Raw genomic sequence first — 22,457 nt, forward strand, 5'->3', positions numbered from 1 at the left:
TTCTCCTTACTGGAGGTTCACGAACGCGCCGCCGTCGACCAGCAGCGCCGCGCCGGTGACATAGGCCGCCATGTCGGAGGCGAGGAAGACGATCGGCCCGGCCAGATCCTCGGACTCGCCGAGGCGGCCGAGCGGAATGCGTGCGGTCATGCGATCGCGCTTGTCCTGATCGGCGAGATCGTCCTTGTTGATCTCAGTCAGGATCGTGCCGGGCAGCACCGAGTTGCAGCGGATGCCGTGACGCCCAAGCGCGATCGCCGCCGACTGCATCAGCGAATGCACACCGGCCTTGGTCGGGGTGTAGTGGGTCTGGAACTCGCCGCCGACCAAAGCCGAGATCGAGGAGACCGCAACGATCGCGCCGCCTTCACCCTGCTTCACCATCTGGTTCGCCGCCGCCTGCACCATGTAATAGGCGCCGTGGAGGTTGACGCGGAAGGTGCGGTCGACCGTCTCGACCGGCATGTCGAGGAACGCGTGGAACGGGCAGATGCCGGCGTTGGAGACCATCACGTCGACGCGGCCGAAGGCCTCAACGGCCTTGTTCACGAAATCACTCGCGGTCTCGGGCAGGGCGACATCGCCCTTCACCGCCAGGCCGCGACGCCCGAGCGCTTCGATCTCGGCGACGCATGATGCGGCCTTGTCGTCGCTCGACGCATAGTTGATCGCGACGTTCGCGCCGTGCTGCGCGGCGCCGATCGCCGCGGCGCGGCCGATACCCGTGGAGCCGCCGGTGACCAGCACGGTCTTGCCTTCGAGAAGCTTCATTTCACATCCTCAGCAAGGATCGAGCGATCGATCGCTTCGATCCGGTTGACCCCGGTCAGCGTCATCGCGACCTTCATTTCCCTGGCGATCAGGGCGAGCAGCTTGCTCACCCCTGCCTCACCCTGCGCCGCCAGCGCATAGACCCAGGCGCGCCCAAGCAGCACCCCGTCCGCCCCCAGCGCCAGCATCCGCACGACATCGAGCCCGGTGCGGACGCCGCCATCGGCCAGCACGGTAAGCTTGCCACCCACCGCATCGGCGATCGGCGGAAGTGCACGCGCACTCGACAACACCCCGTCGAGCTGGCGCCCGCCATGGTTGGAGACGACGATGCCGTTCGCCCCGATCGCCGCCGCTTCGCGCGCATCCTCGGGATCGAGAATGCCCTTGATGATCAGCGGCTGATCCCATTCGGCGCGGATCCAGTCGAGATCCTTCCACTGGATCGACGGATCGAAATTCTTGCCCAGCCAGCCCATGTAATCGGAGAGGCCGCTGTCCTTGCCGAGCACCGGCGCAAGGTTGCCGAGCGTGTGCGGGCGGCCCATCAGCCCGACGTCCCACGCCCAGCGCGGCTTGCCGATGGCCTGCAGGATCTGGCGCAGCCGCGCGTTCGGCCCGGCCATGCCCGAATGCTCGGAGCGATAGCGCGCGCCGGGGATCGGCATGTCGACGGTGAACACCATCGCCTCCGCCCCCGCCTCCTTCGCGCGCGCGATCAGGTCGCGCATGAAGCCGCGGTCGCGGATCACATAGAGCTGGAACCAGAAGGGATCGGCGGCCTTCGCCACATCCTCGAGCGCGCAGATCGACACGGTGGACAGGCAGGTGGGGATGCCCGCCGCCTTTGCCGCGCGCGCCGCCTGCACCTCGCCGCGGCGCGCGTACATGCCGCTGATCCCGACCGGGCCGAGCGCGACGGGCAGCGCCATCTTTCGCCCGAACAGGGTCGTGCTCAGGTCGACGTTGGCGACATCCTTGAGCACGCGCTGGCGCAGCGCCACCGAAGCGAGATCGCTGACGTTCCGCCCCAGCGTCACCTCGTCATAGGCGCCGCCCTCGGCATAATCGAACAGGAAGCGCGGCACCCGCCGCCGCGCCGCCCTTTCGAAATCATGGGAGGAGGCGATGATCATGCGGCACCCTTTCCGGCGGCGAGTTCGTTCAGATATTCTTCGAGATTGCTGTAGCCGTCACGGTCGCGATCCGCAGCCCCGTCGGCGCGCGCGGGATCGAGGCCGCGGGCGCGCTCCCACGTATCGGGCATGCCGTCATTGTCGCTGTCCAGCGGCGCGCTGCCCGAGCGCAAGGCCGGCCAGCCGCCATCCTGCGCCTCATTGTCGATGATCCGCCCGGTCTTCGCACGCACGCCTGCGACGACCTTGAGATCGACCCCATCGCGCACCCGCGACGCCCCTGCCTCCGCCAGCACCCGCGCATAGGCCCGCGGTGCCGGATCGGCCGCTACCGCCCCCACGTCGAGCGGCGCGTCGAGCCAGTATCCGACCGGGATATTGCCCTTCACCAGCGTCTTCTGATCCGCCGGAATCGCGCCGTTCATGCTGTTGCCCGACCAGAAAGCGCGCGCGAGCTGGTTCTGCTCCTCGAACGCGATGCTGCCCTTGCTGTCCGGCCCGGCAACGTAACTGTTGTCGATGAAGTTATACCGGGCGTGGGTCGAGACGTCGTAATTATAGCCCGCGCGGTCCTTGCCCCAATTGTAGAAGACGTTGGACCGGAACTCGAAGACCGCGCCCTCGCCGTCCTCGCTCGGCAGCGAGTAGTTGCCCGGGCGCGGCATACGGTCGAGGTGGTTGGCCCAGAGATTGTGGTGCCAACTGATCTTCGCTCCGCGCGCGGCGCGGATCAGGCTGCCAAAGCCATGCTCGCCCTTGTCGTGGTTCGACTTGCGCAGCGAATTGGCGATGATCGACCATTGCACGGTCAGATCCCACACCCCGTCGCCCGGCTTGTCATAGTGAGTCGAGGCCGACAGCGTCTCGTCGATCGACCAGCTGGCCGAGACGTGATCGAGGATGATCCGCCGCCCCTTGGTGACGGTGATCGCATCCTGCTGCGTGCCCGAAGCGGCGCCGAGACGCGCGCGAATGTAGCGCACCACCACATCGTTCGCCGCGATGTTGAGCGAGCGGTCGCGGATCGTGATGCCGTCCCCGGGCGCGGTCTGCCCGGCGATGGTCAGCCGTCCGTTGGTCACGGCGATATCGGACTTGAGCGCGATCGTGCCCGAGACGTGGAACACCACGGTCCGCGGCCGATCCGCCTCCAGCGCCGCGCGCAGGCTGCCCGGCCCGGAATCGTCGAGGTTGGTGACCGCGATCACCCGCCCGCCACGCCCGCCCTCGGAAAAACGCCCCGCCCCCTCGGCACCCGGAAAGGCGGGCAGTTTGGGGATCTCGCTCTGCGCCAGGGCGGGGCCGGCGCAGGCGAGCGACAGCAGGGCGAACGCCGGCCGCATCAGAAGGAGGTGAACAGGGCTTCGCGCGCCAGCCGCAGCGCGGTCACCGCGTCGTGGCGGTCCTGCGCGTCCTGCATCGCCTCGAAGTCGAGCTTGTCGAGCGCGCGCTCGATGCCCTTCAGGAAGCTGATCGCGCCATTGGCGACCGCGACCGAATCCTCGCGGAACGGGAACTGGTCGAGCTGCCACACCCCTTCCCACTTGTTCTTGCGCAGCGTGTAGAAGAATTCGAACAGCTCGATCGGGTGGACCGATCCGGCCATCAGGTCATCGTCCCAGCCGCGGAAATTGTCGTTCACGTCCATGCCGAACAGGCGGCCGTGATCGATCGCGAGCTGCGCCGAATCCGCCGGGCTCTCACCGCCGTACAGCGCGTGACCGAAGTCGAGCAGGATGCCGACATTGGGCAGCCCCATCCGCTCGATCCCGAGCAAAGTGCGCGACACGCTGTCATAGCTCATGTGGCAGCGCGGTTCGCGCGGCTTGTACTCGATCACGAATTTGAGGTCGGGATTCTGGCTGGCGAGCTCGCCGATCCCCTCGACGCTCTGCTGCCACAATTTGCGGTGATCGACCTGGAAGGGATAGTCCCAGCCGTCCTGCCCGGGCCAGAGCTTCACATAGTCCGCGCCGAACCGCCGCACGACATTCGCGGCGTCATTGCACATCTCGTTCGCCAAACGGCGAATGCCCGGATCGGGGTTGGTGAAGGCGCCCTTGGCGAACTGGCGCGTATAGATTTCGGGCGTGATGCCGATGACCGAGAGGTTGTTGCGCTTGAGCGCTTCCTCGACCGTGTCGAGCGACAGGCTCGGGTCGACAAAGGGATAGTTGATATCGACCACCGACAGGTCGTCGACCTGCCCTGCGATGTCGATCATCTCGATCAGCGACCGCGCCGGGCCATAGCCGTCGGTCGCATAGCGATCGACGAAGGTCGCAAAATGCCAGATGCCGGCGCCGTACTTCTGATTGCTCACGTGCTTGATCCTTGTTGCAAGGGGGGCGGCGCAAGGCGCCGGAAAGATTCAGGCGACCATCACCTCGACCCCGGCCGCCTCGATCGCGGCACGGTCCTCGTCGCGGATGCCCGCGTCGGTCACCAGCAGATGCACCAGTTCGATCCCGCCCAGCGCACTGAACGAACGCTGCCCGATCTTGGTCGAATCGGCGACGAGGATGACCTTCTCCGCCGCCTCGATCATCGCGCGCTTGACCGGGATGTCGGACAGCGCTGGATAGGTGAGGCCCGCCTCCAGATCGATCGCCGCGGTCGCGAGGAACAGTTTCTGGACGAACAGCCCGCGAAAATAGTCGGCGGAACGGTCGCCCGACAGCGACAGCGTCGGCGCCTTGAAATGGCCGCCGGTCATATGGATGTCGAAACCCGGCTCAGCGCCCAGCATCAGCGCGATGTTGAGCGCGTTGGTGATGACGGTCATGTCGCGCCGCCCGGAAAGCTGCGCGGCGACCTCGGTCGTGGTCGATCCCGAATCGAGGATGATCGTCTCGCCATCGCCGACCAGCGCCGCCGCCGCGCGGCCGATGCGCTGCTTGGCGTCCATATTCTCGTGATGCTGCAGCGCCATTGCACGCACCTGCTGAGTCACCGACTTCAGGAACGCGCCGCCATGCTCGCGGACGATATGCCCATCCGACTCGAGCTTCTCGAGATCCTGGCGCACGGTCACTTCGGACACCCCGAACGCCTCGGCCAGGCTGCGCACGCGCGCGCTGCCTTCTTCCTGAAGCCATTCGAGGATCTTGCTCCGGCGCGCCTCGCCGAGCATCCGCGCCCGCCGCTCGCCGCTCATGCGGCGCCCGCGGAGTGAAATGCGCCGCGGAAGGGCGCGCGCCAGCTGGTCGATTCCGACATCCCCGCTCCTGCCTATCTGCCTGATTTGGCACCCGTTCGGGACCATGCGGCCCTCTCCCTTTCCTACCGCCGCCTTTCGGCTCTTGTCAATTTTTGCCCATATCGATAGAAAACGAAAATATTCGAAACTTCGTTCGATATCGCATATAATATGACTATTATTGCGCTCAGTTTCAACATCCGCTATCCGGCGGGCAGGAGAGGTCATGAACAGAGTTGGGCTGGAGAGCCGGGATAACGCCGCATACACGCTGGAAACGCGTGCTGCGTACGTCCGTGCGCGCGCCAATTGGATGCGCCGCCGCCTGCTCCGCATGATCGTCGATGCCGGTCAGGGCCACCCCGGCGGCGACCTTTCGTCCGCAGACATCCTTGCCGCCCTTTATTTCGACATTCTTCGGATCGAAGCATCCTCCCCTGCCGCTCCGGATCGCGACCGGTTCGTGATGAGCAAGGGGCATTGCACCGGCGCCCTGTACACGGCGCTGGCCGGGGCGGGTTTCTTCGAAGAGGAAGAACTCGAAACCTATTTGAAGCCCGAGTCGCGGCTCAACGGCCATCCCAACCGCACCTATCTGCCGGGGGTCGAGACCAATACCGGACCGCTCGGCCACGGGCTCCCGGTCGCGGTCGGCATTGCCGTCGCGGGACAGATCGACAAGGCCGGCTATCGCGTCTTCGCGCTCACCGGGGACGGCGAGCTGCAGGAAGGCAGCATGTGGGAAGCGGCGATGTTCGCCGGCCATCGCGGCCTCGGCAATCTGACGGTGATCGTCGATCGCAACCGGCTCCAGCAGGGCGCGAAGACCGAGGACACCAACGGCCTCGAACCGCTCGCCGACAAGTGGCGCGCCTTTGGCTGGGAGGTCGTCGGGGTCGACGGCCATGACCATGCCGCACTGCTCGAAACCTTCGACCGCGCCGCGCAGCCGCGCAGCAAGCCGCTCGTCATCATCGCCGACACGCACAAGGGCCAGGGGGTCAGCTTCATGCGCGACCAGGCCGGCTGGCACCACGGCGTGCCCAATGCAGAGCAATATGCCCAGGCGATTGCCGAACTCGAAGCGGAGATGAACTGATGGCCGCCGCAGCACCCGCCGCCGGTCTGTTCGACTGCCGCGACGCCTATGTCCGCACGGTCGAGGAGCTCGCCGCCAATGACAGCCGCATCGTCGCGGTGGTCAATGACTCGGTCGGCTCGTCCAAGCTCGGCAAGTTCCGCGAGCGTTTCCCGGATCGCCTGATCAATGTCGGCATCGCCGAGCAGAATATGGTCGGCGTCGGCGCTGGCCTCGCCAATGGCGGCAAGATCCCGTTCGTCAGCGGCGCGGGCTGCTTCCTGACGGCGCGCGCGATGGAGCAGATCAAGGCCGACTGCGCCTACAGCCAGCAGAATGTGAAATTGTGCGGCATCTCCTCAGGTGTCGCCTATGGCGAGCTTGGCGCGACCCACCACAGCATCGAGGACGTCGCCTGGCTTCGCGCCATCGACAAGCTCACCGTGATCGTCCCCGCCGACCCATGGGAGACGGCCGAGGCGATCAAGGCCGCCGCCGCCCATGACGGCCCGGTCTATATCAAGATCAGCCGCATGCCGGTGCCCGCGCTGGAGCGCCCCGAGGGCGCGACCTTCGCGATCGGCAAGGGCGAGGTGCTGCGCGAAGGCGGCGACATCGCCATCATCGTCAACGGTACGCTGGTTCACCACGCGCTGGCCGCAGCCGAAGCCCTCGCTGCCGAGGGTGTCGCGGCGCGCGTCATCAACATGGCGAGCGTTTCGCCCCTCGACACCGATCTGATCGCCGCCGCGGCGCAGACCGGGGCGATCGTCACTGCCGAGGAAGGACTTGCGCAAGGCGGCCTTGGTGGCGCGATCGCCGAATATTGCGCGCAGCACGATCCGGTGCGGATGCGGATGCTGGGCTTCCCCGGCTTCCTGCCGACCGGTTCGGCGTCATGGCTGATGGAGCGCTACGGCCTGTCCGCCACCGGCATCGCCGCCGCCGTGCGCGAGCTGCTGGGAACGAAAGCCGCCTGATGTCCGGTCCGGTCATCCTTGCCATCGATCAGGGCACCACCAACACCAAGGCGCTGCTGGTCGCGCCCGACGGGTCGGTGCTGCTGTCGCGTTCGCGGCCGATGCAGGTGACCTATCCGCAGCCGGGCTGGGCCGAGCAATCGGCGTCGGACATCTGGGAGGCGGTCGCCGCGCTGATCGCCGAGCTCGTCGCCGCCGCGCCCGATGCGCAGATCGCCGCGCTCGCCATCTCCAACCAGCGCGAGACGGTGGTGCTGTGGGAAACCGCAACCGGCCGTCCGATCGCGCCGGCAGTGATCTGGCAATGCGCCCGCTCGGCCGAGCGCTGTGCCGCATTGCGCGCAGCAGGGCTTGAGGACGCGATTGTCTCGCGCAGCGGCCTCGGCATCGATCCGCTCTTCCCCGCTGCCAAGATCGGCTGGCTGCTCGACACGATCCCCGGCGCGCGCGACCGCGCAAACGCCGGCGAGATCAGGGCGGGAACGATCGACAGCTGGCTGTTGTGGAACCTCACCGGCGGGCAGGTCCATGCGACCGATCACAGCAATGCCTCGCGCACGCAGCTGTTCAATCTCGACACGCTCGACTGGGATGCGGAGCTGGCGCGCATCTTCGACGTGCCGCTCGCCATCCTGCCGCGCATCGCGCCGTCGGACAGCGGCTTCGGCAGCGTCGCGCCTGGCCTCACCGCGCTGCCCACTGGCACGCCGGTCCAGGTGCTGCTCGGCGACAGCCATGCCGCGCTGTTCGCGCACGGCATTCATGCGCCCGGCCGGGTCAAGGCGACGATCGGCACGGGCAGTTCGCTGATGGCCGCAACCGCCGGGCGGGTGCGCTCGTCGCATGGCCTGTCCAGCACCATCGCCTGGAGCCGCACCGAGGGCGGCGCGCAGCATGCCATCGAGGGCAATATCTCGGTCTCAGGCCATGCCGCGGCCTTCGCAACCGCCTTGCTCGGTCTCGCTGACGAGACTGCGCTCACCGATCTCGCCGCCGGCGTCGAAAGCAGCGAGGGCGTGGTGTTCGTGCCCGCACTCGCGGGGCTCGGCGCGCCGCATTGGCAGACGGGTGCGCGCGGCACGATCAGCGGCATGACGCTCGCGACGCGCCCTGCGCACATCGCCCGCGCGACGCTGGAGGCGATCGCGCTCCAGATCGGCGACGTGCTCGATGCGATCGCTGCCGATCTCGGCATCGACCTGCCCGAATTGTCGATCGACGGCGGCGCGGCGCGCAATGCACTGCTCGCGCAGCTGCTCGCCGATCTGACCGGCCGCGCCATCGTCCGCCCCGAGATCGCCGAGGCGAGCGCACTCGGCGTCGCACGCATGGCGGCGCACGCGCTCGGGCTTGCCGATACCGGCGTTCCCGCGGCCGCCGATCGCTTCGAACCGAAGATCGCCACCGAAACGCGCGGCACGATCCGCGGCAACTGGCGCGAAAGCGTCGCCGACGTCGTCACGCGGGCGAACCGCGCACCGCCCGGCTGAGACCGGGACGAACACCGACAGAGAGGCGGAACACCGCCCGGTGAGTTGGGCCGAACCCAGGCCGATTTGCAAAACAAGGGAAGGAGTGGGGAAATGAAAGTTGCAGGTCTCAATCCATCACGCAGCGCGCTGCTGATGACCGGCGCGAGCGTGATGACGCTGCTCGCCGCCACCGCCGCGCACGCGCAGGACGCCGCCCCGGCAAGCCAGCCGGCACCCGACACCGAACAGGAAGTCGTCGTCACCGGCAGCCGCATCGCCTCCCCGGCGCTGACTTCGCCCAGCCCGCTTCAGGTGGTGACCGCACAGGCGCTCGAGAATCAGGGCGTGCTCAACGTCCAGGACGCGCTGCAGCAGAACCCCGCCGTCGGCATTCCCGGCCAGAGCCGCACCACCAACGGCGCGAGCACCAACCCTGGCCTCGCCACCGTCAACCTGCGCAACCTCGGCGCCGACCGCACCCTCGTGCTGATCGACGGCCGCCGCTCGGTCGCGGGCGTTCCGGGCACCGCTCAGGTCGATCTGTCGATGATCCCGACTCCGTTCATCGAGCGTGTCGACGTGCTCACCGGCGGTGCTTCGGCCGTCTATGGCTCGGACGCAGTCGCCGGCGTCGTCAACTTCATCTATAAGAAAAAGTACGAAGGGCTTCAGCTCAACATCCAGGGCGGCATTTCGGAGCGGGGCGACGATCGCCAGTTCGCCGTCAACGCCACCTATGGCGCGAACTTTGCCGACGGCCGCGGCAACATCATGGTCTATGGCGGCTACGTCAACGAAGGCGTGGTCGAGAATGACGGCCGCGACTTCTCGCGCCTCGACTATACCAGCCTCGGCACCACGCAACGCGTCGCGGGCAACAGCGCGACCAACCTGACCGCCGCGCAGAACCTGTTCACGCCCTTCTACAACCCGTCGAACGTCGGCGCGGGCGGCGTGTTCGTGATCGGCAGCCAGACCAACCGCATCATCAACGCCGACGGCAGCTTCCGCGCCTACAACGCCGCGACCGACGGCTATAACCGCGAACAGTACAAGCTGCTCGCCGCGCCTTCGGAGCGCTACACCTTCGCGGCGCGCCTCAACTATGACGTCACCGACAGCGTCAACCTCTTCGGCGAAGTCACCTACACCAACGTGCTCAGCAAGGGCCGGATGGAAGCATCGCCGATGCGCACCGACAGCGCGCTGGGTGCCTTCCCGGGCAATGGCGGTTTCTACCCGATCGAGTTCATGGTCGCGAACCCGGCCAATGCAGCCGATGTCCGCCGCCTCGCCAACCCGCTGGTCCCGGCCGCGGTGTTCGCGGCAGCCACCAACCGCAACGCCAACGACGCGATCAGCTCGAAGGATCTGAGCTTTCTGCTCCGCACGACGATGTTCGACGGCGGCACGCGCACCATCCCGACCGAGCGCGACAATTTCCGCGTCGTGCTCGGCGGCACGGTGGACCTCGGCAGCAGCTGGAAGTTCGACGCCTATTACCAGTACGGCTTCACCAAGCAGAACCAGTCGATGAGCGGCCTGGCGAACCTGTACAACCTCGCCGAGGCGCTGCAGGCGATCCCTGACGTCTTCGACTATAACAACAACGGCAATGTCACCGAAGCGGTCTGCGTCAACGCATCCGCGCGTGCACAGGGTTGCGTGCCGATCAACGTCTATGGCCTCAACGCCGATGGCACGTCGAAGATCTCGGCCGACGCGATCAAGTACATCAAGACGGGCATGAGCCGCTATTCCAAGCAGCAGATGCATGTCGCGGCCGCCAACCTCACCGGCACGCTGTTCCAGCTTCCGGCCGGTCCGGTTCAGGTCGCGGTGGGCGCCGAGTATCGCAAGGAGGAAAGCCGCGACATCTTCGATCCGCTGACCAACGCGGCGCGCAACGGCTATGTCCAGATGACCGACACGTCGGGCAAGTTCGACGTCAAGGAAGCCTATGGCGAAATCGTCGTTCCGATCCTGTCGGATACGCCGTTCTTCCAGAACCTGACGCTGCGCGCAGCGGGCCGCATGTCGGACTATTCGACCGTCGGCACCTTCTATGCCTGGAACATCGGCGGCGAATGGTCGCCGGTCGAGGATATCCGCTTCCGCGCCGTCTATGCGCATGCGACCCGCGCGCCGAACATCGGCGAGCTGTTCGCGGCGCCGTCGGCCGGCATCATCTCGATCACCGACCCGTGCCAGGGCATCACGCTCACCACCACCGGCGCGCTCGCCGACAATTGCCGTGCGGTGCCCGGCATCCTCGCCAACATCCAGGCGAACGGATCCTTCACGCTGACCCAGGCGGATCTCGCCGGTGTCGGCAGCCTGACCGCCAACAACCCGAACATTCAGGAAGAGACCGGCAAGACGCTGACGCTCGGCGCGGTGATCAACCCGCGCTCGATCCACGCGTTGCGCAACCTGACGATCACCGTCGACTATTTCGACATCAAGCTCGAAAACGCGATCAGCCGCGTGGCGCCCGCGACGGTGCTCAACAAATGCTATCGCGAGGGGCTTCCGGAGTTCTGCCAGTTCGTCACCCGCCGCGCAGGCGCGTCGGGCGCGTACAGCACCGGTTCGGTCGAACAGGTGGTGCGTGCGCTGGTCAACAGCGGCGGATCGTTCAGCCGCGGCCTCGACTTCACGTTGAACTACAAGCACGAAGTCGCGGGCGGCACCGCCAGCCTGTCGGCGGCGTGGACCCATCTGCTCAAGAACGGGTTCCGCGCACTGACCGGGGATCCCTATGACAACACGATGGGTGAGCTCGGCACGCCGCGCGACGCGGTGACGGCGGGTCTCGGCTGGGACAATGACAAGTTCGGCTTCAACGTCAGCGCCGAATATATTGCGCCGCAGGTGCTCGACTATGAGAACTTCCAGACGCTCTACCGCCTGGCGGACGGGTCGGTGCCGGACGAGAAGTATTTCCGCATCGGGTCGAAGATCTACACCGATATGCAGGTCCGCTACACCGGGCTCGAGCATTTCGAATTCTATATCGGCGTGAAGAACCTGTTCGATGTCGAGCGCCCGCCCGTCTGGGGCGGCCTGCCCGGCAGCGTCAACGGCGTGTACGACGTGATCGGCCGCCGCTTCTACACCGGTGCCCGTATCAAGTTCTGACGAAGCACCCCTTGGACAGGGGAGGCCGCGTGCCTCCCCTGTCGCTCTGTTTTCGGAATACCGTCGAGGCCGCGACGACGACATAACGGCCAAGCCACTAGCCCTGGAGAGACAAGATATGAGCAGCGCATCTGCTGATCGGGAGGACTGGAAGAACACGATCCTTGCCGGCCTCGCCAACTACATCGACGCCGGGTCGATCGTCGCGGGCGCCGTCGCGCTGGCGTTGTGGAAGAAGGAATATGGACTCGACGACAGTCTGCTTGGCCTGATCGCCGCCTTCGGCCCCAATGCGATCGCAGCGGGCATCGGCGCGCTGATCGGCGGACGGCTGTGCGACCTGCTCGGCCGCAAGAAGATCTACCAGTACGACATGCTGTTCTACGCGTTCGGCATGTTGTGGCTGGTGTTCTCGATGAACGCCTGGATGGTCATCATCGGCTTCTTCCTCGTCGGCCTTGCCGTCGGCGCCGACATCCCCGCCTCATGGTCGCTGATCGCGGAGATGGCGCCCGACGACAAACGCGGCAAGCATAGCGGCGTCGCGCAGGTGCTGTGGTATCTCGGCCCGGTCGTGGTGCTGGTGATGGCGCTGGTGCTCGACAGCCTTGGATTGCTGGGCGCGCGCATCATCTTCGCGCACCTCGCCATCCTCGCGATCGCGCTCACCTTCCTCCGCTCGAAGATGAAGGAGTCACAGCGCTGGGTAGAGGCGCAGCAAAGCGGCGAGACCGCGCAGCGCGGCCGCTGGCAGGATCTGTTCACCCGCCCGCATATCGGATCGATGGCGTTCCTGACGGGGACCTATCTGTTCTGGAACCTGTGGGCCGGCACCAACGGCTTCTTCTTCCCCTATATCCTCAGCACCGTCGGCGATCAGAGCCAGGCGACCTCGGTCGCGGTCCAGACGCTGAGCTTCCTGCTCGGCATGGCGTCGATCTTCTTCATCTTCATGAAACTGGCCGACCGGGTGAACCAGCGGCTGCTGTTCGGCATCTCCGCGATCACGCAGGTGATCGGGATGGCGCTGCTCGCGATCTTCCCGCTGACGCTGCCGATCGCGATCATCCACGTCTTCCTGATGTCGGTCGGCGGCGGCTTCGGCGCGCAGAGCTTCTTCCAGCTGTGGAGCTCGGAGATGTTCCCGACCGCGCTGCGGGCCACCGCGCAGGGGGTGATGTTCGCGATCGTGCGCATCGTGCTCGGCGTGTTCAGCTTCTTCGTGCCCGCGCTGGTGGCGACCGGCTTCCACACCCTCGCCTGGATTCTGGTCGGCTTCCTCGCGATCAGCGGCGTGATCGGTTTCGTCTGGGCGCCGCGCAACGAGGGCAAGTCGCTCGAACAGCTCGACGCCGAGCGCGCGGCATGAGCGTTTCGCGCCGCACGATCCTGAAGTCCGGCCTGATCGCCGCCGGTGCCGCCGCGACCCCTGCCTTCGGGCAGGGCGCGGCGCGCACCGAGCGGTGGGGCGTGCACGAGCTGGTGTTCGAAGGGCCGCAGGCCGGCAACCCGTTCGACGACGTCCGGCTCGCTGCAGTGTTCAAGGGTGCGGGGCGCACGATCCGGGTCCCGGGCTTCTACGACGGCAAGGGTGTCTATCGCGTTCGTTTCAGTCCGCCCGAGCTCGGAAAGTGGAGCTGGGAGACCGAGAGCAGCGCCACCGAGATGGCGCACAAGCGCGGCAGCTTCGACTGCGTCGCGCCCTCGGTGGGCAACCATGGTCCGGTGCGGGTGACGCAGGACGGCTATCACTTCGCTCATGCCGACGGCACACCGTTCCGCCAGATCGGCACCACCTGCTACAGCTGGGCGCTCCAGTCCGACGCCAAATGCGCGCAGACGCTGGAGACGCTCAGGACCGCGCCGTTCAACAAGATGCGGATGCTGGTCACGCCGAACGTGGAGTCGGTCGCGACCACCCCCTATGTCCGCACCGGCAAGGGCCCGCGCGACTGGGACGCGACCCGCTTCGAACCCGACTATTTCCGCCGTTACGAGGACCGCATCCTCAAGCTCGGCGCGCTCGGCATCGAGGCGGACGTCATCCTGTTCCACCCCTATGACGAGAAGCGCGGCTATAACGACATGAAGCGGGCGGACGACGAACGCTTCGTCCGTTACTGCGCCGCGCGCTGGGGCGCCTATCGCCATGTCTGGTGGTCGATGGCCAACGAATATGATGCGGTGAAGACCAAGACGATGGCCGACTGGGACCATCTGTTCGAGGTGCTGGTCGCCGCCGATCCGCACGACCGGCTGCGCTCGATCCACCAGATCAACACCTATTACGACCATCGCAAACCATGGATCACCCATGCCAGCGTCCAGAACGGCGCCGCGGTGCTCGACGACCTGCGCGCCGAGCTGCACCGGGCGATGACGCTCAAGCCCGTCATCTTTGACGAGGTGGTCTATGAGGGCAATTCGACCAAGCGCTGGGGCAATCTCGACGGGCAAGGCATGGTCGAGCGCTTCTGGTGGGGCCTGATCGGCGGCACCTATGTGGGTCACAGCGAGACCTATGACCCGACGCAGAACGCCGACTTCTCATGGCTCGGTCAGGGCGGCGTGCTCAAAGGCACCAGCGCCCCACGCCTCGCCTTCCTCAGGAAGATCATGGAGGAAGGCCCAACGCCGGGCATCGACGCGATCCAGCCCTGGTGGAACTATCACCTCGGTGGCGTGCCGCACCAATATTACCTGAAGTATTTCGGGACCGCGGCGCCGACCGAATGGAAGGTCGTACTGCCCGGCCGCGGCAGCGATCCCAAGAACAGCTTCCGCATCGACATCATCGACACCTGGAACATGACGATCACCCCGGTCGAGGGCGTGTTCAGGATGCAGCAGAAGGACGACTACGACGTCCATGACCCCGCGCGGCCGAGCATCGCGCTGCCGGGCAAGCCGTACATCGCGATCCGGCTGGTCAAGGTTTGAGAGCTTACGAGACCCCCTCTCGGGGTGGCTAGAACTGCGGCCGCGACGCTTCCCCGTCGCGGCCGCTTTTTTGCCCGGCGTATGAAAGCGACCGGGATTGGTGGAAAGCAAACGACCATGGTAATCGGTGGAAATGAATTCCGGCGCGAAACAGAAAGCTACAGCTGCCATTCTGCTGGAGGGATTTGCTAAAACCTTAGCGGCGATTGCAGGTGTCGTAGCTGTCCTGTCGATACTGCCTGCTATTCCATACGCTGTAGTATCGGGAATGGAGACGAACCGTTCAGCAGGAACGCTGCTCGCAGTCGCACCGCTCTTATTCGTGATCTCGGCTGCAGCAGCAATTCTCTGCATCGCGCGCGTAACGATCTTGAGATTCGCCCTCGCGATCTTCCCTGTGACAACAGTCTTCGTAGCCTGGATGACCTAAAGAGCGCGAATGTTCGGCAACTAGGCCGTTCGCCGCGCGGCCGTTTTTACGAGTCTATGACCTAAGGAGCAGCGTTGCCGCTGCGCCGCCACCAGCTCTTGAGCAGCCGTGCAGTCATGCCGGGCGCGCCCGGCCGCACGAACAGCCAGTCGCGGATCATCGGCCCCGCCTCGGCACCGATCGTACGCTTGTAGCCGCTGTCGCCGGCGCCCCAATCGACCGTCTCCATGCCGTCGTCGAGCGCGCGGACGAGGTTGCGGTAGTAGAGCAATTTCCCCGGCGAATGCTTGGCGACGCGCGGATCATAACTGTTGGCGACGGCGTATTTGAGCGTGCCTGCGTTCATGTCGAACGAGAAGGCCGCCGGTTCGCCGTCGATCCGCAGCAGCGCTGCCCACATCATCTGCGCAATCACCGGATCGGCGGCAGCGGCGCGCCAGAAGCCGCCATGCCCGTCATCGGTGAACTTGGCGTCGCTGCCGTCGGTGCGCGATGCGATCCAGCTCTTGTGCTCGACCGCGGCGAGCGCATCGAAGGCATCCGTGTTCCAGCCGGTACCCGACACGAAACTCCAATCGAGCTCGCCATGCTCAGCGAGGTGCTTTTCATGGAAGCGGTTCTTGCGCAGCGTCGAGTTGCGCGGCCAGGTACCCTCGGCGCGCAGCGTGGTCATGTCGAGCAGGAAGCTCTCGGCGACGAACCGGTCGAGCGCGATCCAGCCCTTCGCCGCCGCCGCCGCACGCAGCCCCTCAAGCGCCGGATCGCCGTCATAGACGGGCCCGAAGCGCAACGCCGACACCTCGCCGCGCAGCTTGTCGAGCAGCAGCTCGAACGCCGCCGCATCGGCATCGGCCGCGACGGGGAAGCTGCGGAACGGCCAATAGCAGCCGGGTACCGCCGCGATCCCGAGGAACGCCGGGCCCTTCGCCACGAACGGCAGCGCGAGAATCGGCACGCCTTCGCGCGCGATGGTGAGCGTCCGCGCCGATCCGCCATAGGTTGCGAGCGCCGCGGCGAACCAGCCATAGCGCAGAAAGCGATGCTCGGGCGCGGCATGGTCCGCCACCGCGTCGAGCGCGCTCGCAAGGCCGTCGCCGATGCTTGCGGTAAGCAACGGGGGCAGGCGGGTAAACTCGGCGAGCGGCATCGGCCTTGTCATAGCACGCGCGATAGCGCGAATGCGTTACCAACCGGTGCAAGTCCGCTTGGCGAGCGCGCAGCACAACCATAAGATGCGACCGATGTCACCCATGCTCTCGACCGTCGCCGCAACGATCCAGGTTTCGATCGCCCCTGTCTTCCTGCTCGCGGGTATCGCGGGCATCCTCAACGTGCTGATCGGCCGGATGGCGCGCGTGGTCGACCGGTCGCGCAAGATCGAGCAGTTGCATCCCGTCTCCCAAGGCGCCGAGCATGACCGGCACGTCTGGGAGCTGCGGCTGATCGACCGGCGGCTGTCGGTGATCAACAAGTCGATCTGGCTGTGCGTCGCGAGCGCGATCCTGATCTGCCTCGTCGTCGCGCTGATGTTCGGCGCGACGCTGACCCATCTCGACATCGGGGGCGTGGTCGCCGTGACCTTCATCGCGTCGATGCTGCTGCTCACCGCCGGGCTGATCGCCTTCCTGGTCGAGGTGCGACTGTCGCTCCAGGCGGTGCATATCCGCGAGGAATTGCTCGAGCGCGACCGGAGCTAGTTCTTGACCAGGACGCAACGGATCGGCTTCCCGCCGGACGGGACAATCCACGGCTCCGCTTCATCGCCTTCGAGCCGTACATGGGGTTGCCAGCCTGATCGCGGGGACTGGCGTACGGCCGCGCCGACCGGTTTCCCCTTGCGTTCGAGCCGCAACGCGCCCGCAGGAACCATGGTGGCGAGGATGGCGTCGCAACGATAGCGGGGCATCGGGCCGTCGCGCGACGGCGACAATGCACTCAGCACGAACATCCGCTCGTCATAGGCGTCCACAGCGCATTCCCGGTGAGTCGCTTCGAACGCACAGCGGCTGCGGCGCTTGAACCAATCGGCCTGCGGTTCGAGCCACGGATCGACACCATCGACCGGCGCGGGGCCGAGGCTGTAGAGCTTCACCGCGATCGCCGCGTCCATCACGCGAAGCGCCCCATCACCACATACCAGCTGATCGGTCGCATAGACGGGAGCTCGGCAACTCGCCGTAAATTGCTCGACCGGAGGCGGCACCGCCTGTGCCGGCGCGGCGAGGAGGAGGACAGCCGCGATCATGGCGCGCTGCTCGCCAGCACGGTGAGCTTGCCGCCCGTCTGGTGCGGCAGCACGCGCGACTGGGTGACGAGCGCGGTGGTGCCGGGCACAATCGCGGCGCGCAACGCATCGAGAAAGCCCTGCGGCATCCGTGCCTGCCCCAGCACCGCCGCGTCGAGCACTTCGCTCTCCTCCTCCTGATGCCCCGGCACGCCGACCAGCACCCAGCGCGGCTGCCCGTCGGGCGTGACGACATAGGTCATCACATGCGTCTGGAAATCGCCCTGCGGAAGTTCGGCGCGCGCGCGTCCGATCTCGATGCCATTGCGCAGCACCACGATGCGCTGGTCGGAGCGCGAGGCGATGATCGTAAGCGGCCCGGCGGGTGCGGCCTCCGGCGTCCAGCGCCAGCTTTGATCCGAAGCGAGCGGAACGTGCGGCACTTCCGCACCCTTGGCCCCGACGGGCGCGAGCACGCCGGCCGAGGGCGCTAGCACCGCGCTGCCCGCGCGTCCCGCGACCACCACGACCCCGCCCATCTCGGTCACGCCGAACAGCAGGCGCGCGAATTCGAGCGGCAGGTGCACGCATCCATGGCTTTCGGGATAGCCCGGCAGCCCGCCGGCATGGAGCGCAATCCCGTCCCAGGTCAGCCGTTCCTGAAACTTCATCGGCGCGTTGTTGTACGTGCTCGAGCGATGGTTGGCGTCCTTCTGCAGGATCACGAACACGCCTTCCGGCGTCTCGTGCCCGGCCTTGCCTGACGAGATGGTGGCGACCCCGATCCGCACGCCGTTGCGATAGACGGTCGCGATCTGGCGCGAGAGATCGACATAGACATGGACCGGCCCCTTGGGCGCGACCTGTGGCGCCCAGACCCATTGGCCTGGCTCGAGCGTGTCCGCCTTGCGCGCAAACTCGACCGCGGAGCTGGCCTTCGCCCCTTGCGCCAGCGCGGAGGCAGGCGCCGCCGCGATGCCCAGAACCGCAATCAGTCCGAACCAGTCATTCCGCCCCACCGCTGCACTCCCCTGGCCGTCTTCGGCAATCCGGTTCTGTAGAGGCGGTCGTCGCTGATCAAGGGGTTGCGCGCCACACCGGAAGATCACCGGGGCCGCGAGGGTATCGATTTGACGAACGTGGCGGAAGGTCTTGGCGCACCCGACAGGATTCGAACCTGTGGCCTCTGCCTTCGGAGGGCAGCGCTCTATCCAGCTGAGCTACGGGTGCGTGGCGACCGCGCCTAGCAAAGCAATTCGCGGTATGCCAGCGCTAAACCGCGGTGGGTGTCCACCCCTTGGGCGCGGGGCTCTTGGGCTTGTAGGCGCAGAGGTCCGCGACGATACAGCGCCAGCATTCAGGAGTGCGCGCCTTGCAGACATAGCGGCCGTGCAGGATCAGCCAGTGATGCGCGTGGAGGCGGAAGGGCTGAGGGACATTCTTCTCAAGCTTCTTCTCGACCGCGAGCGGGGTCTTGCCCGGCGCGATACCGGTGCGGTTACCGAGGCGGAAGAGATGAGTGTCCACCGCGAAGGTTTCCTGCCCGAAGGCGACGTTCAGCACCACATTGGCGGTCTTGCGGCCAACACCGGGGAGTGCTTCCAGCGCGTCGCGGTCGGCGGGGACCTGGCTGCCATGGCTGGCGATCAGCGCTTCGGAGAGCGCGATGACATTCTTCGCCTTCGCGTTGAACAGTCCGATCGTCTTGATGTGCTGCCTCAGCCCCTCCTCGCCCAGCGCGACCATCTTCTCGGGCGTGTCGACCTCGGCAAACAGCCGCCGCGTCGCCTTGTTGACCCCGGCATCGGTCGCCTGCGCCGACAGGACGACCGCGACGAGCAGCGTATAGTCGTTGACCGATTCGAGCTCGGTCTCGGGATGCGGATTGGCTTCGGCCAGCCGCTCGAAGAAGTGGAAGATGTCGGCCTTCTTCAAAGGCCCAACACCGCGTCCATCGTGTAGCGGCCTGCGGGCTTGCCCGCGAGCCACAGCGCCGCCTTCACTGCGCCGCGCGCAAAGATGGCGCGATCCTCGGCCCGGTGCGTCAGCTCGATCCGCTCGCCCGCCCCGGCAAGCACGACCATATGGTCGCCGATCACCGTGCCACCGCGCAGCGAGGCGAACCCGATCGTCCCTTCGGCGCGCGCGCCGGTAAGGCCGGCACGATCGGCGACGCGGACTTCGCCGAGCGCCACCTCGCGTCCCGCGGCCGCGGCTTCGCCGAGCATCAGCGCGGTGCCCGAGGGGGCATCGACCTTTTGCCGGTGATGCATCTCGGCGATCTCGATATCCCAGTCGGGGCCGAGCCGAGCTGCCGCCTCGCGCACCAGCCGCGCGAGCAGCACGACACCCAGCGACGTGTTGCCGGTCTGGAGCACCGCGATCTCGCGTGCGGCCTCATCGATCAGCGCATGATGCTGGGGGGTGAGGCCGGTGGTGCCGATCACGATCGGCGTACCCGCTGCGCGTGCGGCGGCAAGGTGCGATTCGAGCGCCGCCGGGGTCGAGAAATCGACCAGTGCATCGGCGGCCTGTGCAACGGTGGCGGGGTCGTCGCCCGCATCGGCGCCGCCCGCGAACTTGACGCCCTGCTCCGCCAGAATGTCGCGGATCGCCACGCCCATCCGGCCGAGGCTGCCATAGATACCGATGCTGCTCATGCGGGTTGCTTTGGCATGGATGGCGTTGCGGGCAAACAACGCTTTTCTTCTCCCGAGCCTTTCGGGCTTTTCTTGTCAGGCCCCCTCCAGCGCCTTCTGGCGGCGGCGCTGGACCGAGCTGCCGATGCCCATCGCCTCGCGATATTTCGCGACGGTGCGGCGGGCGATGTCGAAGCCCTTGGAATTGAGCATCTCCACCAGCGTGTCGTCGGAGAGGATCTTCTTGGGATCCTCGGCCTGGATCAGCGCGCGAATCGCGCTCTTCACCGCTTCGGCCGAGACCGCGTCGCCGCCGTCCGCCGACTGGATCGCCGACGTGAAGAAATATTTCAGCTCGAACAGCCCGCGCGCGCAACTGAGGTACTTGTTGCTGGTCACGCGGCTGACGGTGGATTCATGCATCTCGATCGCGTCGGCGATCTGGCGAAGGGTGAGCGGGCGCAGATGCGATACACCGTGGCGGAAAAAGGCTTCCTGCTGCTTCACGATCTCACTCGCGACCTTGATGATCGTGCGCTGGCGCTGGTCGAGCGCCTTGACCAGCCAGTTGGCGCTGGCGAGCATGTCCGAAAGCCACGCCTTGCTCGACTTGTCCTGCGGCCCCGCCGACACCTCCGCATAATAGGCCCGGTTGACCAGCACGCGCGGCAAGGTGGCGCTGTTGAGCTCGACCGCCCAGCCCATGCCGCGCGGCGCGACGAAGATGTCCGGAGTGACACTTGCCACCGGATCGCCGCCGAAGCGGCAGCCGGGCTTGGGATCATAGCCGCGCAGCTCGCGGATCATGTCCGCCATGTCCTCGTCGTCGACGTTGCAGATACGCTTGAGGCGCGCCAGTTCGCCGCGCGCGAGCAGGTCGAGATTGGCGATCAGCGCCGCCATGCACGGGTCGTAGCGATCGGCCTCCTTCGCCTGTAGCGCCAGGCACTCGGCAAGGTCGCGCGCGCCGACGCCGGTCGGGTCGAGCGTCTGGATCAGCGCCAGCACCGCCTCGACCCGGGCGAGTGGCACACCGAGCCGTGTGGCGATGTCGAGCAGCGAGGCCGTGAGGTAGCCCGCCTCGTCGATCTGGTCGATCAGATGCTGGGCGATGAACAGATCGGCACCGTCCACCACCGCGCCGGCCTGCGCCAGCAGATGATCGGCAAGGCTGAGGTCGGGCGCGGAGAAGCTGTCGAAATCGGGACCATCCTCGCCCAGCCCTCCGCCGCCGGTGCCGGCCAGCCCGAGACCGCCGTCGAGACCGCCGACCGAGTCCGCCGCGCTGTCGTGGTGGAAGGTCTCGGCGGTGAAATCGACGTCGAGCGACGCTTCACCCGTCGCATCGCCGCCGTCGAGCAGCTCCGTCGAATCGGCGGGGCCATCGCGTTCGATCGCCGGTTCGGCCTCGGGCGCTTCCGCCGGTTCACGCTCCTCGCCGCCGCCCGCGTCGAGCAGCGGGTTCTTCTCGAGCTCCTCGGCGATGAAGGTCTCGATCTCGAGGTTCGACAGCGCCAGCAGCTTGATCGCCTGCTGAAGCTGCGGCGTCATCACCAGCGATTGCGACTGCCTGAGATCAAGGCGGGGCGCGAGACTCATGGGATCAGAGCGAGAAGCCTTCGCCCAGATAGAGACGGCGGACATTGGCGTCGGCGACCAGATCCTCCGGCGATCCGGCGAACAGCACGCGGCCGTCATAGATGATCGAGGCGCGATCGACGATGTCGAGCGTCTCACGGACATTATGGTCGGTGATGAGCACGCCGATGTTGCGCGTCTTCAGCTCCTTCACCAAGTCACGGATGTCGGCGATCGAGATCGGGTCGATGCCCGCAAACGGCTCGTCGAGCAGCATGATCGAGGGATCGGCCGCGAGCGCACGCGCGATCTCGGCACGGCGGCGCTCACCGCCCGACAGCGCCATCGCCGGCGCGTCGCGCAGCCGCGTCAGGCCGAATTCCTCGAGCAGCTGGTCGAGCCGGGCGGCGCGCGCGCTCTTGTCCGGCTCGGACAGTTCGAGCACCGCGGAGATGTTCTTGGCGACGGTGAGGCCGCGGAAGATCGAGGTTTCCTGCGGCAGATAGCCAAGGCCCAGGATCGCGCGGCGGTACATGGGCAGCGGCGTGATATCGACCCCGTCGAGCATGATGCGCCCGGCATCGGGCTTCACCAGTCCCATCACAGAATAGAAGCAGGTCGTCTTGCCCGCACCGTTAGGACCGAGCAGGCCGACCACCTCGCCCTTCCCGACCGAGAGCGACACGTCCGACAACACCACGCGCTTGTCGTAGGATTTGGCGATCGACACCACGGCAAGGCCCGAGGCGGGCGGGTTGCCCGCGTCGACTGCGGCCGGCTCCAGCGTTTCGACGTCTGCCATCATACCCTTCCTGCTCGCACGATATACTTAGCGATTCCTTGCCGCGCAGTCACTTGGCAAGTTTTAT

Annotated in this window: 20 protein-coding genes and 1 tRNA gene; 8 read left to right on the forward strand and 13 right to left on the reverse strand. The window is 66.5% G+C overall.

Going from position 1 to position 22,457, the window contains the following annotated elements; genetic code table 11:
• Positions 1-6: 6 nt before the first annotated feature.
• From lra1 to AC07TU_RS01210, 5 genes are read right to left on the reverse strand one after another with little or no spacing between them, the layout of a single operon-like run.
• A complete protein-coding gene (gene lra1 / locus AC07TU_RS01190) occupies positions 7-771 on the reverse strand; it encodes an L-rhamnose 1-dehydrogenase Lra1 (RefSeq protein WP_495186088.1) in 765 nt (254 codons plus the stop codon).
• The gene (gene lldD, locus AC07TU_RS01195) at positions 768-1,907 is read right to left on the reverse strand and encodes an FMN-dependent L-lactate dehydrogenase LldD (protein ID WP_495186089.1); all 1,140 of its coding nucleotides are present in this window, start codon (positions 1,905-1,907) and stop codon (positions 768-770) included. The genes lra1 and lldD overlap by 4 nt, the downstream gene beginning before the upstream one ends.
• Positions 1,904-3,250, reverse strand: a complete 1,347-nt coding sequence (locus tag AC07TU_RS01200; protein ID WP_495186090.1) for a pectate lyase family protein — start codon at positions 3,248-3,250, stop codon at positions 1,904-1,906. The genes lldD and AC07TU_RS01200 overlap by 4 nt, the downstream gene beginning before the upstream one ends.
• Positions 3,250-4,230, reverse strand: coding sequence for a sugar phosphate isomerase/epimerase family protein (locus tag AC07TU_RS01205; protein ID WP_495186091.1), 981 nt, complete (start codon positions 4,228-4,230; stop codon positions 3,250-3,252). The genes AC07TU_RS01200 and AC07TU_RS01205 overlap by 1 nt, the downstream gene beginning before the upstream one ends.
• Before the next feature lie 48 nt (positions 4,231-4,278).
• On the reverse strand, positions 4,279-5,064 hold the full coding sequence (locus tag AC07TU_RS01210; RefSeq protein ID WP_495186092.1) for a DeoR/GlpR family DNA-binding transcription regulator: 786 nt from the start codon (positions 5,062-5,064) through the stop codon (positions 4,279-4,281).
• A gap of 268 nt (positions 5,065-5,332) precedes the next feature.
• Between AC07TU_RS01210 and AC07TU_RS01215 the strand changes: the two genes are divergently transcribed.
• The 7 genes from AC07TU_RS01215 (at position 5,333) to AC07TU_RS01245 (ending at position 15,147) form a co-directional block, all read left to right on the forward strand.
• Positions 5,333-6,205, forward strand: coding sequence for a transketolase (locus AC07TU_RS01215; RefSeq protein WP_495186093.1), 873 nt, complete (start codon positions 5,333-5,335; stop codon positions 6,203-6,205).
• Complete coding sequence (locus tag AC07TU_RS01220; RefSeq protein WP_495186094.1) at positions 6,205-7,164, forward strand: transketolase family protein; 960 nt, start codon at positions 6,205-6,207, stop codon at positions 7,162-7,164. Before AC07TU_RS01215 ends, AC07TU_RS01220 begins: the two co-directional genes overlap by 1 nt.
• Positions 7,164-8,654, forward strand: a complete 1,491-nt coding sequence (locus AC07TU_RS01225) for an FGGY family carbohydrate kinase (protein ID WP_495186095.1) — start codon at positions 7,164-7,166, stop codon at positions 8,652-8,654. Before AC07TU_RS01220 ends, AC07TU_RS01225 begins: the two co-directional genes overlap by 1 nt.
• Positions 8,655-8,747: 93 nt before the next feature.
• Positions 8,748-11,777, forward strand: a complete 3,030-nt coding sequence (locus AC07TU_RS01230; RefSeq protein ID WP_495186096.1) for a TonB-dependent receptor plug domain-containing protein — start codon at positions 8,748-8,750, stop codon at positions 11,775-11,777.
• A 118-nt stretch (positions 11,778-11,895) separates the two neighbouring features.
• A complete protein-coding gene (locus AC07TU_RS01235; RefSeq protein ID WP_495186097.1) occupies positions 11,896-13,146 on the forward strand; it encodes an MFS transporter in 1,251 nt (416 codons plus the stop codon).
• Positions 13,143-14,717 (forward strand): DUF5060 domain-containing protein, encoded by a 1,575-nt coding sequence (locus AC07TU_RS01240; protein ID WP_495186098.1) that lies wholly within the window; start codon positions 13,143-13,145, stop codon positions 14,715-14,717. Before AC07TU_RS01235 ends, AC07TU_RS01240 begins: the two co-directional genes overlap by 4 nt.
• Positions 14,718-14,850: 133 nt before the next feature.
• On the forward strand, positions 14,851-15,147 hold the full coding sequence (locus tag AC07TU_RS01245; protein ID WP_495186099.1) for a hypothetical protein: 297 nt from the start codon (positions 14,851-14,853) through the stop codon (positions 15,145-15,147).
• A 61-nt stretch (positions 15,148-15,208) separates the two neighbouring features.
• Here the strand turns inward: AC07TU_RS01245 and AC07TU_RS01250 are convergent, their stop codons facing one another.
• A complete protein-coding gene (locus AC07TU_RS01250) occupies positions 15,209-16,306 on the reverse strand; it encodes a GNAT family N-acetyltransferase (RefSeq protein ID WP_495186100.1) in 1,098 nt (365 codons plus the stop codon).
• 82 nt (positions 16,307-16,388) lie between these two features.
• Between AC07TU_RS01250 and AC07TU_RS01255 the strand changes: the two genes are divergently transcribed.
• Complete coding sequence (locus AC07TU_RS01255) at positions 16,389-16,844, forward strand: DUF2721 domain-containing protein (RefSeq protein ID WP_495186101.1); 456 nt, start codon at positions 16,389-16,391, stop codon at positions 16,842-16,844.
• On the opposite strand, the gene AC07TU_RS01260 is transcribed toward AC07TU_RS01255, so the two are convergent.
• From AC07TU_RS01260 to lptB, 7 genes are all read right to left on the reverse strand, one after another.
• Positions 16,841-17,392 (reverse strand): lysozyme inhibitor LprI family protein, encoded by a 552-nt coding sequence (locus AC07TU_RS01260; protein WP_495186102.1) that lies wholly within the window; start codon positions 17,390-17,392, stop codon positions 16,841-16,843. The two genes, AC07TU_RS01255 and AC07TU_RS01260, sit on opposite strands and share 4 nt — an antisense overlap.
• Positions 17,389-18,390 (reverse strand): L,D-transpeptidase family protein, encoded by a 1,002-nt coding sequence (locus AC07TU_RS01265; protein ID WP_495186103.1) that lies wholly within the window; start codon positions 18,388-18,390, stop codon positions 17,389-17,391. The genes AC07TU_RS01260 and AC07TU_RS01265 overlap by 4 nt, the downstream gene beginning before the upstream one ends.
• A 134-nt stretch (positions 18,391-18,524) precedes the next feature.
• Positions 18,525-18,601: transfer RNA gene (locus AC07TU_RS01270), tRNA-Arg, on the reverse strand.
• A 42-nt stretch (positions 18,602-18,643) separates the two neighbouring features.
• The gene (gene nth, locus AC07TU_RS01275) at positions 18,644-19,306 is read right to left on the reverse strand and encodes an endonuclease III (protein WP_495186104.1); all 663 of its coding nucleotides are present in this window, start codon (positions 19,304-19,306) and stop codon (positions 18,644-18,646) included.
• Positions 19,303-20,031: a 4-hydroxy-tetrahydrodipicolinate reductase gene (gene dapB / locus AC07TU_RS01280; protein WP_495186105.1), complete on the reverse strand. Its 729-nt coding sequence runs from the start codon at positions 20,029-20,031 to the stop codon at positions 19,303-19,305. Before dapB ends, nth begins: the two co-directional genes overlap by 4 nt.
• A 75-nt stretch (positions 20,032-20,106) precedes the next feature.
• Entirely contained in the window at positions 20,107-21,609 is a 1,503-nt protein-coding gene (rpoN, locus tag AC07TU_RS01285) for an RNA polymerase factor sigma-54 (RefSeq protein WP_495186106.1), read from the reverse strand.
• A gap of 4 nt (positions 21,610-21,613) precedes the next feature.
• A complete protein-coding gene (lptB, locus tag AC07TU_RS01290) occupies positions 21,614-22,390 on the reverse strand; it encodes an LPS export ABC transporter ATP-binding protein (RefSeq protein ID WP_495186107.1) in 777 nt (258 codons plus the stop codon).
• Positions 22,391-22,457 lie beyond the last annotated feature (67 nt).

It is taken from the genome of Sphingomonas sp. GW821-FHT03E12 (assembly GCF_059420685.1).

Excerpts from the sequence above, each read along its gene's own strand:
- lra1 (WP_495186088.1), bottom strand. The coding sequence starts at position 771 with ATGAAGCTTCTCGAAGGCAAGACCGTGCTGGTCACCGGCGGCTCCACG.
- lldD (WP_495186089.1), bottom strand. The coding sequence starts at position 1,907 with ATGATCATCGCCTCCTCCCATGATTTCGAAAGGGCGGCGCGGCGGCGG.
- AC07TU_RS01200 (WP_495186090.1), bottom strand. The coding sequence starts at position 3,250 with ATGCGGCCGGCGTTCGCCCTGCTGTCGCTCGCCTGCGCCGGCCCCGCC.
- AC07TU_RS01210 (WP_495186092.1), bottom strand. The coding sequence starts at position 5,064 with ATGAGCGGCGAGCGGCGGGCGCGGATGCTCGGCGAGGCGCGCCGGAGC.
- AC07TU_RS01215 (WP_495186093.1), top strand. The coding sequence starts at position 5,333 with ATGAACAGAGTTGGGCTGGAGAGCCGGGATAACGCCGCATACACGCTG.
- AC07TU_RS01220 (WP_495186094.1), top strand. The coding sequence starts at position 6,205 with ATGGCCGCCGCAGCACCCGCCGCCGGTCTGTTCGACTGCCGCGACGCC.
- AC07TU_RS01225 (WP_495186095.1), top strand. The coding sequence starts at position 7,164 with ATGTCCGGTCCGGTCATCCTTGCCATCGATCAGGGCACCACCAACACC.
- AC07TU_RS01230 (WP_495186096.1), top strand. The coding sequence starts at position 8,748 with ATGAAAGTTGCAGGTCTCAATCCATCACGCAGCGCGCTGCTGATGACC.
- AC07TU_RS01235 (WP_495186097.1), top strand. The coding sequence starts at position 11,896 with ATGAGCAGCGCATCTGCTGATCGGGAGGACTGGAAGAACACGATCCTT.
- AC07TU_RS01240 (WP_495186098.1), top strand. The coding sequence starts at position 13,143 with ATGAGCGTTTCGCGCCGCACGATCCTGAAGTCCGGCCTGATCGCCGCC.
- AC07TU_RS01245 (WP_495186099.1), top strand. The coding sequence starts at position 14,851 with ATGAATTCCGGCGCGAAACAGAAAGCTACAGCTGCCATTCTGCTGGAG.
- AC07TU_RS01250 (WP_495186100.1), bottom strand. The coding sequence starts at position 16,306 with ATGACAAGGCCGATGCCGCTCGCCGAGTTTACCCGCCTGCCCCCGTTG.
- AC07TU_RS01255 (WP_495186101.1), top strand. The coding sequence starts at position 16,389 with ATGTCACCCATGCTCTCGACCGTCGCCGCAACGATCCAGGTTTCGATC.
- AC07TU_RS01260 (WP_495186102.1), bottom strand. The coding sequence starts at position 17,392 with ATGATCGCGGCTGTCCTCCTCCTCGCCGCGCCGGCACAGGCGGTGCCG.
- dapB (WP_495186105.1), bottom strand. The coding sequence starts at position 20,031 with ATGAGCAGCATCGGTATCTATGGCAGCCTCGGCCGGATGGGCGTGGCG.
- rpoN (WP_495186106.1), bottom strand. The coding sequence starts at position 21,609 with ATGAGTCTCGCGCCCCGCCTTGATCTCAGGCAGTCGCAATCGCTGGTG.
- lptB (WP_495186107.1), bottom strand. The coding sequence starts at position 22,390 with ATGGCAGACGTCGAAACGCTGGAGCCGGCCGCAGTCGACGCGGGCAAC.